We start from the raw sequence: 13,751 nt of genomic DNA, 5'->3' as shown, positions 1-13,751 counted from the left end.
CCGGGCATCCTAGCGGCCCCGGGCCGGGAGGGCACGGTCCGCGTCCTGGCTCCCGCGCCTGGCGGCTCAGAGGAACGCGGGACCGTCGTCCGTGGTGGCGTTGGGCTCGGAGTCCTCGTCGTCGTCCTCGTCGAGCCCGGCGGCCACCGCCACCGCGGCGACAGCGCCGACCTTGCGCGACGCCAGCCGGCTGCGCACGGAGACCGCGGACTCCACCAGTCCCATCAGCAGGTACGCGAAGAAGTACGTCACCAGCACCCAGGCCGGGTGGAACTGCCGGGCGATGAACGCGCCTGTGAGCGCCATGACCATGAAGACGAGCGCCGACTTCCGGCTGGGACGCGCGTCCTTGAAGGTGCGGTAGCGCACCGTGGACACCATCAGCAGCGACAGGGCCCCCACCGCGACCGCCACCGGCATGCGCGCGCCGTCACCGAGCGCCTCGCCCTGGCTGGCCACGTGGTGGGAGATGATGAGGGAGACGAGCACGCCGGCCGCCAGCGGGATGGGGAGCCCCACGAAGAAGCCGCCACCCCCGCCGTGCGGGTTGCGCATGGCGAGCACGTTGAAGCGCGCGAGCCGCATGGCGCCGCAGGCCATGAACGCGAAGGAGATGAACAGGCCCCAGAAGCCCATGGGGGCCAGCGCCCACTTGTAGACGAGCAGCGCCGGCGCCGCGCCAAAGGACATGACGTCCGCGAGGCTGTCGAGTTGCATGCCGAAGTCGCTCTGCGTCTTCGTCAGCCGGGCCACCCGTCCGTCGAACCCGTCGAAGAACATGGCGAAGAGGATGGCCAGGGCCGCCTGGTACAGCTGCACCGGTTCTGCATCACCCGAGCACAGGGTGATGGCGTAGAAGCCACAGAAGATGGAGGTGACGGTGAAGAGGTTCGGGAGCACGAACATCAGTTTCCGCAGCTTCATCGTTCCCTCGACTTCCCCAGGTGGTCGGCTGCCCATGTGGCAGAAACGGCGAGGGAACGGACCTTAGCAGGGTTTTATTCGCGCCGGAGTCGGTCCCGGGTCGCATGGGAGGAGAAATGCCGTACGGGCAGTGGGCCCTGTGGGGATTGACCGCGGCGGCTGTCCTGCTGCTGGTGAACGTCGGGTGGGTCCTGCTCGTGCGGCGGTGGTACCGCCTCAAGGGGCCCCTTCCCGAGATACTGCGCGTGCGCTGCGCGGATGGGTGGGAACTGACCGTGCACGCGCGGCGGGCCCCGGTGCGCCGCTTCGCCGAGCCTGTCCTGTTATGCCACGGGCTGGCGGCCAACCGCTTCACCTTCGACTTCGAGCCGCCCTACTCGGTGGCCCACTACCTCACCGAGGCAGGCTTCGACTGCTTCAGCGTGGAGTGGCGCGGCACCGGGCACTCGCAGCGTCCGCCCCGGGGCCGGCGGCCCACGGACTTCACCGTCGACGACCACATCCAGCACGACGGACCGGCCCTGCTGGAGCTGGCGCTGAAGGAGACCGGCGCGAAGCAGGCCTTCTGGCTGGGCCACTCTCTCGGCGGCCTGGTGGGGTATGGCGTGGCGCAGGGCCCCGAGGGCGGGAAGCTGGCGGGCCTGCTCGAGCTGGGGGCGCCGGTGTACCTCAAGTCGGAGCCGTTCCTGCGGACGCTCATCTCGCTGGGGGTGCGGGCCGCGTGGCCCGGGAGCATCCGGCAGTCGTGGGTGAGCGCCAGCGTGGCGCCCTTCCTGGGCTACCTCGCGCTGCCCCTGTCGGACATCGTCGTGAACCCCCGGCACGTCCCGCCGCGCGTGCTGCGACAGCTGTCCGTCAACATGATGGCGGCGATGAGCCGCAAGGTGCTGCTCCAGTTCCAGGACTGGATCTCCCACGACGCGTTCCGCTCCTACGACCGCAAGACGGACTGGCGCGCGGGCATCGCGAAGCTCCAGCTGCCCGTGCTGGTGATGGGCGGCAGCGCGGACCGGCTCGCCACCGCGGCCAACGTGGAGGCGCAGTACGCGCTGCTCACGTCACCAGACCGCACGCTGCACGTCTTCGGCCGGGACCGCGGGGACAAGATGGATTACGGCCACGGCGACCTCATCTTCGGCACCGGCGCCCCGATGGAGGTCTACCCCGTCATCCGCGAGTGGCTCGAACAGCGCGCGACGCCGCTGCCTCCCACGCCCGCTCCTGCTCAGGGCTGAGGGGCGCGGGGGCTGGAGTCGAGCTGGACGCAGGGGGATTGCAGCCCCTGTTTGTTGCTCGCGTCGACGTGGCGGAGGTGGACTCGCGTCGGGCCCTCGCAGTCGGTGGAGACCAGCTCGCCCGTCGCGTTCTTCGCGGTGAGGTCCTCCACGAGCAACTGGCCCTCTTCGATGGCCAGCAGGACGGAGCCGGAGGTGTCGCGCACGTCGACGTTCCTGGACTCCAGGGTGGCCTTCGTATCCACCGCCAACGCGGCAAGCCCGCACCCCGAGAGCCGGGCATTCCGGAGCACCGCATGGGCGCGCTGGGTCGCCAGCACGCAGGAGCCCTTCGCTCGCTCGACGGTCACGGTGTCGACGTCCGCTTCCACCTGGCGCAGGTGGAGCCCGTCTCCCGCGATGCCATCCTCGGTGCTCACGTCCGTGATGACGCCGTCTCGCAGACGCAAGCGCCCCAGCAACGCCACCACGCCGTATTCCCGTGAGCCCTCCAGGCGGAAGCGCCGGACCTCCAGGTCCGAGGCGGTGAGCTGCAGCGCCCCGTAGTTGCCCGCGTCCTTCACGACCACGTCCTCCAGCAGGCCGTTCGTCGCCGTGAGCCCCAGGCCGGCGCGCCCGGCGTGCTCCGAGGTGAAGCCGCGCACCGACAGCCGGGCCCGGTTGGCCGTCACGCCGTACTCATGTCCGTGGACCCGCACGTCCACCAGCGTCAGCGTGCCTTCCACCGTGGAGAACGCCGTGCCCGCGCCCCCGGAGGCCCGCGCCCGTTCGACCACCGCCACGCCGCCCTCCTGGCTCAGCGCCATCCCAGGCCCCTGGAAGGACACCCCCTCCAGGCGGACCGTGGCCCCACCCCGGGCCCGGACCGCGCGCGCGTAGGGGCCCACGAACGTACTGTCCCGGAGGATCAGCGAGGGCGTGGGGGTGTCCCCCGCCGCGGCCTCCACGAGCACGCCGACCGCGACCTGTGCCTGGCTGCCCGCCCCCACCTCGAAGCGCAGGTCCCTGCCTTCGAGCGGCCCTGCCCCCAGGCGGATCGCCCCCTGCGCCTGCCCCCGGAACGTCACGGCCTGGACCCGCACCGGCCCCCGGGCGTCCAGGCCCCAGCCTCCTCCGTCCACCACCAGGGCCTCCAGGGCGGTGTCCCCCCTGGCCTCCACCACGGTGGCGCCAGACCCCGTTACCGCCAGGATCGTGGACGGGCCATTCCCCTGGAGCCGGGTTCCTTCCGGCAGCCGGACGGGGCCTTCGTAACGGCCAGAGGCCAGATGGACGAGCAGCGGGCCGGGACGGTTCAGGGCCTCCGCCAGGGAGCGCAGGGGCCGCGCCCGGGTGCCGTCACCGCCCACCGCCTCCCCGTCCACCCAGAGTTCGCCCGTCGCGTCGGGCCGCAGCGTCGGCCGTGAGCAGGCGCACAGCAGGGCCAGGAGCCAGGGCAGGAGTCGGATGGACATGCGGGCAGGCACTCTAGCCCCTTGATGGCACCCTGCTGGAACTGGATCAGGGGCCATTGCTAAGTGATCGATCTTCCAAAGCCTTTCATGCGAAATCGATCACACGGCGATCACTTCCCCTGATGGAAAAAGTAGGAGTGTGAGGATGTATCAAAAGATGCGATCCTCCCTCTCTCTACAGGGTGTATTTTGAGAGGCCAGTTTTCATCCGGAGGCCGAATTTCCGGCCCGGGAGCGGGTGGCGCATTGACAGTCGAAACCTCGATTTGTTACCTCCGCCATCCGCTCGTTCAACGCCAGACAACGCAGAGGGAGGGGTGTCATGACCAAGGCAGAGCTCGTGGAGGTGGTGGCTGCGCAGTCGAAGCTCACGAAGAAGCAAGCCGCCCAGATCCTCGACAGCGTCTTCACCAACATCGGCAAGGCGGTGAAGAAGGACACCCGCTTCAGCTACCCCGGGTTCGGCACGTGGTCGCTGCGCTCCCGTAAGGCGCGGAAGATCCGCAACCCGCAGACCAACGAGATGATGAAGCTCAAGGCGTCGAAGACGGTCGGTTTCCGCCCCGCCAAGGAGCTGAAGAACTCGCTGTAGTCGCAGGGCCCTGAAGGCCCGTCCCCCTCAGGGGCGCGAACCCGTGGCCGGGTGCCGCCCCTGGGACGAGAGGACGGGGGACTCCGCCGGCATGCGGGCCACGGGACGCTCCTCGGAGGTGTCCGGGGCCGCCTCCGGGGCGACGAGCGCCTCCAGCGGATCCAGTGAGCTGCCGTCGTGCCAGAGCTCGAAGTGGACGTGGACGCCGGTCGCCAGGCCCGTGTCCCCCGCGAGCCCCACGACGTCGCCCCTCGCCAGCACCTCGCCGGTCGTCACCAGGACCTCGGACAGGTGGCTGTAGCGCGTCACCCACTGGCCGTCGTGCTGGACCTCCACCATCTTGCCGTGGTCGCCGTTCCAGCCGGCGCGCAGGACGACGCCCCTCTCCGCGACGCCCACGGGCTGTCCGCGGCGGGCCGCCAGGTCCACGCCCGAATGGCGGCGGAGCTGGCCGGTGATGGGGTGCCAGCGCTCCCCGTAGAGGCTGGTGATGGTGACCGGCTCCACCGGCCAGGCGAGGCGCGGCGGGCCCGAGGGCTCCGGCGGCAGCTCCCAGCGGCGCAGCGTGGACGCGCGCACGATGAGGCGGCCCACGCGCACCACCACGGCCTCCGCGAGCGGGCCCGGCATGTCGCCATAGAGGCGCGCGTCCTGCTCCAGCTCGGCCTCCATCACGCCCCGGGCGCGCGTCAGGTCGCGGGTGTCCGTGTGCTCCACCGGCCGGGCCAGGAAGGCGTCCAGGGCCGCGTTCATCGACTCCCAGTTGCGCACCTGGTCGGCGGGCATGGCGCTGCCCCGCTGGACCTTCTCGCGGTAGGCCTGGGCCTGCTGCGCGAACGCGGTGAGCGCGGCCTCGAGTTCCGCGGAGCGCTCAGGGACCAGCGGGCCCCGGGCGCGCTCCGGTTCGTGCGGGAGGAAGGGCGCCGCGCTGTCGCTGACGAAGCCGCTGTCGCCCGAGGTCGCGTACAGCTCCTCAAAGCTCATCTTGCCCTGGCGCGGAGTCGCGCAGGCGGAGAGGGCCAGCAGGGCGAGGACGGCGGGTCGGCGCACGGCGGGACGAGCCTACCACGCGTCAGCCCGTCCACCTGTTCCAGGCCGTGGATCATTCCCCTGCCGGACAGGTGCGTGCGGTCCGCACCGGGCGTGTCGGACCGCCCCCGGGTCGTGGTGGACCGTTGAGCCACCAACAGGGGGCACCTGGGGGTCCGGAGGCCCTCGTGACGCTGGGGTCAGCTGGCGAGGGCCTGGCGGATCCGTGCCAGGGCGTCGTCGATGTCCGCCTTGGACACGTCCAGGTGGCACACGAGGCGGATGGAGTGCGGGCCGGTGGGGTTGGCCAGCACGCCCTGCTTCAGGAGCAGCGCGGAGGCCTCGGCCGCCGGACGCACGAGGTCCGCGAACACCATGTTCGTCTCCACCCGCGCCAGGTCCACCTTCACGCCCGGAAGCTGGGCCAGGCCCTCCGCCAGCCGGCGCGCGTTGGCGTGGTCCTCGGCCAGGCGCTCCACGTGGTGCTCCAGCGCGTAGAGCGCCGCCGCCGCGAGGATGCCTGCCTGCCGCATGCCGCCGCCCAGCCGCTTGCGCAGCCGCCGCGCCTCGCGGATGACGTCCGCCTTGGCCGCGAGCGCCGAGCCCACCGGCGCCCCCAGCCCCTTGGAGAAGCACACCGACGTGGAGTCCGTCAGCGACGCCCACGCCGACGCCGGCTTCCCCGCCGCCACCTGCGCGTTGAACAACCGCGCGCCGTCCAGGTGCACCGCGAGCCCGGCCTTGCGCCCCGCCTCCACCACCGCGCGGAAGCGGTCCACCGGCCACACCGTGCCGCCGCCCCGGTTGTGCGTGTTCTCCAGCGAGAGGAGCCGCGTGCGCGGGTTGTGGACGTTGTCCTCGCGCACCGCCGCCGCGACGGTCTCCGGCTTCAAGAGGCCGCGCTCGCCCGGCAGGGGCGCGGGCTGCACGCCCCAGAGCGCCGGCACCGCGCCGCCTTCGTAGTGGAGGATGTGGCTGCCCTCCTCTGTCAGCACCTCGTCACCCGAGCGGCAGTGCGCGCCGATGGCGATCTGGTTCGCCTGCGTGCCGGAGGGGACGAAGACGGCGGCCTCCAGCCCGAGCCGCTCCGCCACGCGCTCCTCCAGGCGGCGCACCGTGGGGTCCTCACCGTAGACGTCGTCGCCCACCTCCGCGTCGGCGATGAGCCTGCGCATGGCGGGCGTGGGCTTCGTCACGGTGTCGGAGCGGAAGTCGATGGGCTTCATGGTTCTCCTCGCTGCGGGGAAAATGGGTGCCCCGCCATGGCGCTTGGGCGGGGCCGCCCCGTGACATACAACGCCCGCGTGGCCCGGCGAGAGACAGTGGCGGAGAAGCGGCAGCGAGCAGTGTCGGTCCTGGACGGTCTGGAAGCAGCCATGCCGGACGCCCGCATCGAGCTGGACTACCGCACGCCGCTGGAGCTGCTGGTCGCCGTCATCCTGTCCGCGCAGTGCACCGACAAGCGCGTCAACCTGGTGACCCCCGCCCTGTTCGCCCGCTTCCCGGACGCCCAGGCCTACGCGCGCGTCGAGCCCACCGACGTGGAGCCCTTCATCCGCACCTGCGGGCTGTACCGCGCGAAGGCGAAGAACATCGTCGCCACGGCGCGCGCGCTGGTCGCGGAGCACGGCGGGCAGGTGCCGCTGGTGCGCGACACGCTGGCGGAGCTGCCGGGCGTGGGGCTGAAGACGGCGGGCGTGGTGTGCATCCACCTGGGCGGCGACGCGGCCTTCCCGGTGGACACACACGTGAAGCGGCTGGCGTACCGGCTGGGCTTCACCACCCACGAGGATCCGGACAAGGTGGAGAAGGACCTGCAGGCCCTGCTGCCTCGCGAGCGGTGGACGCTGGGGCATCAGCTGCTGGTGTGGCACGGGCGGCGCACGTGCTTCGCGCGCTCGCCCGCTTGCGGCTCCTGCGCGGTGGCGGACCGCTGCCCGAAGAAGGGCGTGCGCGCCACCGCGAAGGCTTAAGCGGACGCCGGAGCGCCCTGCTCCTTCGAGGCCTTGAGCTTCTTCATGCGCTTGCGGATGAACTCGCGCTTGAGCGTGGAGACGTGGTCCACGAAGACGGTGCCGTCCAGGTGGTCCGTCTCGTGCTGCACGGCGATGGCGAGGAGACCGTCACAGCGCAGCGTCTGCTCCTGGCCGTCCTCGTCCAGGTAGCGCACGGTGGCGACGGCGGCGCGGTCCACGTCCTCGGCCTCACCGGGGATGGAGAGGCAGCCTTCCGTGTAGGTCGTCTCCCCTTCGAGCGCGACGAACTCCGGGTTGATCATCGCCAGGGGCTTGGACTCCGGCTGCTGCGGCCGGGTGTCCAGGACGATGATGCGCTGGAGGATGCCCACCTGCGGGGCGGCGAGCCCCACGCCCTCCGCGGCGTACATCGTCTCGAACATGTCCTTGATGAGCGCGCGGACCTTGTCGTCCACCTTCACCACGGGCTTGGCCTTCTGCTTCAGGATGGGGTCGGGCCAGATGAGAATCTCGCGAACCATGGGGGGAATTCTTAACCCCACCGGACCACGACGGGCAACCGTTCCACCGGGCATCAGTCGAGCAGATTACGGGCGTACTCGCCCCGCAGTCGGTCATCCCCCAGGGCCCGCGCGGCCTCCGTCAGCACCGCGCGGATCTGCTGCGCCCGGTGCTGGAGCGCGGGGTCCGGGTGGCCCGCGAAGCGCAGCGGGTGGAACTCGGCGGCAAGCAGCGCGTAGGCCCGCTTGACCTCCTCGCTGCCGGCCGAGCGTGCGAGCCCCAGCACGGTGAAGTAGTCCGCGTCCTGGATCTCCTCGAACTTGGCTTCCAGGCGGTGCACGTCCAGCTCCGGCGGCAGGTCGCCCTGGGCGTCTTCCGAGGGCGGGTGCAGGGCGATGAGCCCCAGCGCCCGCGCCACCGCGAGCGTCTTGAGCGCGCCGTCCTGCGGCAGCCCCGCACCCAGGAGCAGCGACTCCAGCGTGCGCTCTCCGTCCACGGCCTGCAGGAGCTGGAGCTCTCGGGAGGAGAGGCCGAAGTCCGTGGGGGCCATGTGCGCGTCGCCTCGGGAGACCGTGGCTCGCAGGGAGCCGGCGGCGTCGAGGAGCGATTCGGCGGTGAGCGTGTTGCGCAGCCCTTCCGCGAGCAGGTGCAGCGGCGGGCGCGTGGCGGCGGCGAGCGCGACCTCGTGGGGCGCGGGCTCCGGCACCAGGCGGTAGAGCGTTGACGGTTCAGCGAGCGCGTCCAGGAAGACCTGTTCGGTGTAGCGCTGCACCAGCGGAACGGATTCGGCTTCGCGCACGTAGCCGCGGCCGCGCAGGGCTTCCAGGAGCGTGCCGGTGGTGGCGCTGCGCACGAGCCGCAGCTCGGCTTCCTGGCGCGCATCGATGAGGCCGTCGGCGCGGGCGCGGTCGATGAGGGACTCGCCCTGCGCGGAGGACGCGGCGCCGACCAGGGCTCCGTCGCGCAGCCAGAGGACGCGCAAGGCGTTCATCACCTTGAGCTCCAGGCGCACTTCCATGCGCGCGTCACACAGCCGCAGGACGAGCCGTGCGAGGCCCTCTTGCGTGAGGCTGCCGCTGCGGGCCACCGCCATCTCCGGACGGCCGGGCGATTCGAGCGGGATGAGGGTGGCGCGCGCCTGGGCCACGGCTTCTTCCGCGTCCCGCTGCGCTCGGGCTTCGAGTTGTTCGCGCTCGCGTTCGGCCTGGAGGCGCTGTTCGACGGCTTCGGCTTCGAGCCGGGTACGGGCTTCGCGCTCGCGGGTGAGCTCCTCGCGGAGCTGGTCTAGCTGGGACTGCAGGGTGTCTCGGGCCTGCGTGAGGTCCGTGGCTTCGGCCCGGGCGCGGGCTTCGGCTTCGACGCGGGCGTGGGTCTCCGCGGCGAGGCGGGCTTCGGCGGCGGTGCGGGCCTGGGCCTCGGTTTCGATGCGGGCTTCGAGATCCTGGCGGGCGCGGGCCTCGGAGTCGAGGCGGACTTCCAGCACGGTGCGCAGGCGTCCTTCGGACGTGGCCTTGGCGGTGGATTCGGCGGACTTCTGCTCGGCCTGGAGGGCGCGGGACTCCGCGGCGGTGCGGGCCTGGAGCTGCTGCTCGGCGGTCGCCTCCGCTTCGGCGCGGGCCTGTTCGGCCTGGGCCATGCGGGCCTGGGCCTGCGTCAGCTCCTGCGCGAGCTGTTGGATGCGCGCCTCGGCTTCGGTGCGGGCCTGGGCGAGGGCCTCGGCTTCGGCCTGGGCCTGCTTGAGCTGGCCGGCGGTCTTCGCCGCCTCGGCCTGGACCTGCGTGAATTGATCCGCGCGGTCGCCCGAGTCGGACTGGAGTTGCTGGAGCTGATCCACGCGAGCCTGGGCTTCGGCCCGTGCCTGCTTCAGCTGCTCGGCGGTCTGCTTCGCTTCGGCCTGTACCTGCGCCAGTTGCTCCGCGCGGGCCTCTGCCTCGGCCTGGACCTGCTTGAGTTTTTCCTCGCGGGCCTCTGCCTCGGCCTGGACCTGCTTGAGCTTTTCCTCGCGCGCCTCTGCTTCGGCCTCCAGATGATTGAGCTTTGCCTCGCGGGCCTCTGCCTCGGCCTCAAGCTGGTTGAGCTTTTCCTCGCGGGCTTCTGCTTCGGCCTGCGCCTTCGTCAGCTGCTCGGCGTGCGTCTCCGCTTCCGACTGAGACTGGGTGAGCAGTTCCTCGCGGGCCGCTGCTTCGGCCTGCGCCTTCGTCAGCTGCTCGGCGAGCTTCTTCGCCTCGGCTTGCGCCTGGGTGAGCAGTTCCTCGCGGGCTTCTGCTTCGGCCTGCGCCTGCTTCAACTGCTCGGTGAGCTTCTTTGCCTCGGCCTCGGCGTGCTTCAGCTGCTCGGTGTGCGTCTCCGCATCGGCCTGGACCTGGCTGAATTGATCCGCGCGCGTCTCCGCTTCGGCCCTCGCCTGCTTCAGCTGCTCGGCGTTGGCGTCGCGGGCTTGTTCGGCTTCCGTGGCTCGCGCTTCGGCGCGCTTCACGGCCTCCGACAGCTCCTTCACGCGGGCCTCGGTCCGCGCCAGGGCCTGCGTCAGTTGATCCACCCGGGCTTCCGCCTGGAGCAGGGCTTCGGCGGGCTGCGCGGCCTTGGCTTCGGCTCGCTGGCGGGCCTGCTTGAGCTGCTCCATCCGCGCGTTGGCCTGGCTCAGGGTCTCCGCGAACCGCGTCTCGTTCTGCTTTGTCGCCGCTTCGGCGTCTTCCGCTCGGGCTTGCGCTTCGGCCAGGGCCTCCTCGGCCTTCGCGGCCCGGGCTTCCGCCTCCGCCAGGCGTTCGGCGTTTCGTTCCGCGGTGGCTTCGGCGGCGGCGCGGGCCTCTTCGGCCTGGCTCACCGCCTGGGTGGACTGTTTTGCCTTGGCCTCTCCCTGGAGCAGCACCTGCGCCAGCTGCTGCGCCCGGGCCTCCACCTGCGCCAGGGCCTGGGCGGACTGCTTCGCCTTCGCCTCGGATTGCGCCAGCGCCTGCGTGGCCTGCTGCACCCGCGCCTCCGCCTGGGCCAGCGCCTGCGCGGACTGCTTCGACCTCGCTTCGGACTCGGCCAGCGACTGGGCCAACTGGTGCGCTCGCACCTCCACCAGGGACAGCGCCTGCGCGGAGTGCTTCACCTTCGCTTCGGCGGCGGTCCGGGCCTTCGCCTCCGCTTCGGCGCGAGCCTCCGCTTCGGCACGCCGGGCCTCCAGCGCGGCGGCCTCACCGTCGCGGCTCTCCGTCCGCTCGGATCCGGCTTCCTCTCGCTGACTCGCGTCCTCGCGGGCCCTGGCTTCGGCTTCCGCTCGGGCTTCGGCCGCGAGCCGGGCTTCGATCTCGGCCTCCAGCCGCGCTTCCACGTCCGCGCGCGCGGCCTGCTCCAGCTCGGCGCGGGCCTCGGCCTCTTCGCGCGTCTGGGCTTCCTGGCGGGCCCGGAGCTCGGCCTCCTCGCGCGCCTGGGCCTCCGTGGCGATCCGCTTCTCGAGCTCGGCGAGCTCGAGCCTCACCATCTCCGCGAGGGCTTCGGCTTCGCGGCGGGCGCGTTCCTCGGCATCCGCCCGGGACTCGGCATCCACGCGGCTTCCGGCCTCGGAGGCGAGCCGGGCTTCGACCTCCGCGAGGGCCTGCGTCGCCGACACGGCCCGGACCTCCGAGTCCGCGTGGGCCTCCGACGCCTGCTTCAACAGGGACTCGGCGCGCGCGCGAGCGTGGACCTCCGCTTCGGCCCGCACCTCCACGGCGCTCCGGGCCTCGACCTCCGCGTTCGCTTCGAGGAGGGCGTCTTCCCGTGCTCGCGCTTCGCCCGCCACGCGCTCTTCCAGCTCGACGCGGAGCGACTGCTCCGACTCGGCCAGGGCTTCCGCGTCCGCGGCGCGGGCCTCCGCCTCCTCGATGGCGGCGTAGGCCAGCGCGAGTTCCTCACGCAGGGATTCAAGCTCCGCGGCCAGATCCGATGAGGGCTCGGCCGCGTCCTTGCTCGCCGGAGCGGGGGCCTCCTGCTCCTGGGTGCGCGTCTTGTTCGCCCGTTGCAGGCCTCCTGGCACCAGCATCGGCGACGACGGTGCCTGGACCTCCAGCCGAGCCTTGGACTCCAACGTGGCACCTTCGCCCGGGCGCGCGGAGGGATCGGCACCTGTGTCGCGCGCGTCGTTCAGCCGCGACGAGGAACCGCTGGCGCCTGTCGCATCGCCAGCGCCGGCCGTGTCGCCCGCGTGCGCAGGGATATTCGCACCTGTGTCGCGTGCGTCGCTCAGCCGCGACGAGGAAACGCTGGCGCCTGCTACATCGCCGGCCCCGGTCGGGTTCCCCGGACGCGCAGCGGTGCCGCCGGCTCCGCTGATCACGACACCGGATCCGGACTCCGTGCCAGGGCGCGTGGCGGTGCCGCTCGTTACCGCCGCATTGCCTGCTCCGGACTTGTCACGCAGGCCCGCGGGGCTGCCTGCCGCATCGCTCGGGCCCGCGACAACGCCCACACCGACCTTGCTCGACGAGCGCAGCGGAACTCGGGCCGCGACACGCAGTGGCCTCTCGGTCGGCGCACGGGGCTCCGCACTGTCCGGGGTTCCGCCATCGCGCGAAGCCTTTGTCTCGTCCGGACGTGACGCCTTCGCGGCATCCACCGGACGCGCGCCGTCACCGCTCGCACGTGCCGCTTCACCGCCCGCGGGGTCCGACCACTGGAGGGGCTTGGAACCCTCGTCCTTCGCGTCCTCGACGGTCTCGGAATCGAACCAGTCCGAGCCCACCGGCTTCGCGTCGGTTTCGGAGGACTCCTCGTCCCGCTCGCGCGCCTCCGCGGAGGCCTTGAGCTCCTGCTCCAGCACGTCCCAGTTCGACAGGCCCGCCGCCGCCAGCTCCTCCTCGGTCGGCTCCGAAGAAGACGCGGCGTCTTCCGAATCCGACTCAGCAGCCGCGGCGGCAGCCCGCTCCTCCGCCGCCACGTCGGCCGCGACTGAACCGAAGTCCGTCTCGTCGGAGTCATCCACGCCGCCCCGCGAAGGACTTGCCTCCAGCTCCGGATCCGGCTCCAGCTCCTTCCAGGCCAGCGGCGCCGAGCCCTCGGGCTCCGCTTCCTTCGCGGCCCCACCGTCCTCGTCCGATTCGACGTCGAAGAAGCCCTCGTCCCCCAGCTTCGGCGCGGCCTTCACCGGCTTGAGCCCCGGCGGAGTGAGCCGCTCCTCACGGAAGGCGAGCTGCCCCTCCGGCGGCGTCCCTTCCTCGCCGGCCCCTTCCTCGTTCGGGAACGGGAAGCGCAGCGTGGTGCGCGCTTCCGGCGAACGGCCCTCGGCCGCGTTCGGCGGCTCCGCGTCCCACTCGTCGCCAATGTTCGCGTCCGGATCCTGCTCGCCCCACGCCTCCCCGGTGTCACCCTCCCCCGCCGCCCACTCCGACTTCGTGCCCACCGAGAGCGCCGAGTCGATGGACGCCATCGCCTCCGACTCCACCTCCAGGTGCGCCTCTTCCAGCGCGGCGTTCATCGCCAGGTGGGTGCTGCGCTCGCGCTGCTGGTGCACGGCGTGCGCGCTGCGCTCCTCGCGCGTCATCGCCGCCACTTCCCAGTCCGTCTGGTTCAGCGGCGCCAGGTCCCCGAACAGCGCGTTGGCCAGCGCCGGGTCCCCCCCCACCGCGTGCGGCGCCGTCGCGTGCCACGCCTCGTCCGAGCCCGGGCCGCTCCCCTTCGCCGGCTCCTGGAGCGTCCGGTTCTCCACCACGCGCCAGCCGTCCGCCTCCGCCGGTGCGCGGATCAACGTGTCCACCAGCGTCACGAAGCTGGGGCCGTCCAGGGGCAGCGGCGCCACCGGCGCGCTGAAGCCCTCGATGGCCTCGCTCAGCAACAGCACCCGGGCCTTGTGGCCCTCCGGGTGCTGCACCAGCTCCTCCAGCACCACGCGCCCTCGGCCGCTCTCCACGCCCGGCGCGAGCACGATGAGCTCCGGCAGGTGATGCCCGAAGGCGATGAGCGCGTCCGCGGCGGAGGTGGCGAGGATGACCTCGTGCCCTTCGCGGGACAGCAGTCGCCGGACGGCGGCGATGGTGGCGATGTCGTCGTGTACGAGGAGGACCGAGGCGCCCATGGG

General features: G+C 72.0%; 9 protein-coding genes. 3 read left to right on the top strand and 6 right to left on the bottom strand.

The genetic code is table 11. The annotated features are described in order from the left end of the window. Positions 1-66 precede the first annotated feature (66 nt). A complete protein-coding gene (pssA, locus tag AABA78_RS24595) occupies positions 67-924 on the bottom strand; it encodes a CDP-diacylglycerol--serine O-phosphatidyltransferase (protein WP_338266341.1) in 858 nt (285 codons plus the stop codon). Positions 925-1,040: 116 nt separating this feature from the next. Between pssA and AABA78_RS24590 the strand changes: the two genes are divergently transcribed. Continuing rightward, positions 1,041-2,159: an alpha/beta fold hydrolase gene (locus AABA78_RS24590; protein ID WP_338267200.1), complete on the top strand. Its 1,119-nt coding sequence runs from the start codon at positions 1,041-1,043 to the stop codon at positions 2,157-2,159. Here the strand turns inward: AABA78_RS24590 and AABA78_RS24585 are convergent. Continuing rightward, a complete protein-coding gene (locus AABA78_RS24585) occupies positions 2,150-3,613 on the bottom strand; it encodes a hypothetical protein (protein ID WP_338266339.1) in 1,464 nt (487 codons plus the stop codon). The genes AABA78_RS24590 and AABA78_RS24585 overlap by 10 nt on opposite strands. Before the next feature lie 322 nt (positions 3,614-3,935). Here AABA78_RS24585 and AABA78_RS24580 point away from each other — a divergent pair, with 322 nt between their 5' ends. Further along, the gene (locus AABA78_RS24580; protein ID WP_014394187.1) at positions 3,936-4,205 is read left to right on the top strand and encodes an HU family DNA-binding protein; all 270 of its coding nucleotides are present in this window, start codon (positions 3,936-3,938) and stop codon (positions 4,203-4,205) included. Positions 4,206-4,232: 27 nt separating this feature from the next. Here the strand turns inward: AABA78_RS24580 and AABA78_RS24575 are convergent, their stop codons facing one another. Then, positions 4,233-5,255, bottom strand: coding sequence for a M23 family metallopeptidase (locus AABA78_RS24575; RefSeq protein ID WP_338266333.1), 1,023 nt, complete (start codon positions 5,253-5,255; stop codon positions 4,233-4,235). Between the two features lie 179 nt (positions 5,256-5,434). Beyond that, the gene (ltaE, locus tag AABA78_RS24570; RefSeq protein ID WP_338266332.1) at positions 5,435-6,460 is read right to left on the bottom strand and encodes a low-specificity L-threonine aldolase; all 1,026 of its coding nucleotides are present in this window, start codon (positions 6,458-6,460) and stop codon (positions 5,435-5,437) included. Between the two features lie 36 nt (positions 6,461-6,496). Between ltaE and nth the strand changes: the two genes are divergently transcribed. Continuing rightward, positions 6,497-7,207 (top strand): endonuclease III, encoded by a 711-nt coding sequence (gene nth, locus AABA78_RS24565; RefSeq protein ID WP_338266330.1) that lies wholly within the window; start codon positions 6,497-6,499, stop codon positions 7,205-7,207. Here nth and def read toward each other — a convergent pair. Both def and AABA78_RS24555 read right to left on the bottom strand, forming a co-directional pair. Further along, positions 7,204-7,731: a peptide deformylase gene (gene def / locus AABA78_RS24560; protein ID WP_338266328.1), complete on the bottom strand. Its 528-nt coding sequence runs from the start codon at positions 7,729-7,731 to the stop codon at positions 7,204-7,206. The two genes, nth and def, sit on opposite strands and share 4 nt — an antisense overlap. A gap of 53 nt (positions 7,732-7,784) precedes the next feature. Then, positions 7,785-13,748: a response regulator receiver protein gene (locus tag AABA78_RS24555; RefSeq protein WP_338266325.1), complete on the bottom strand. Its 5,964-nt coding sequence runs from the start codon at positions 13,746-13,748 to the stop codon at positions 7,785-7,787. Between the last annotated feature and the right edge of the window lie 3 nt (positions 13,749-13,751).

Origin of the sequence: Corallococcus caeni, assembly GCF_036245865.1 — a bacterium.
GTDB classification, from domain to species: Bacteria; Myxococcota; Myxococcia; order Myxococcales; family Myxococcaceae; genus Corallococcus; species Corallococcus caeni.
The sequence above is the reverse complement of the archived record's forward strand: the minus strand, read 5'-3'. Positions and strand labels throughout refer to the sequence as shown.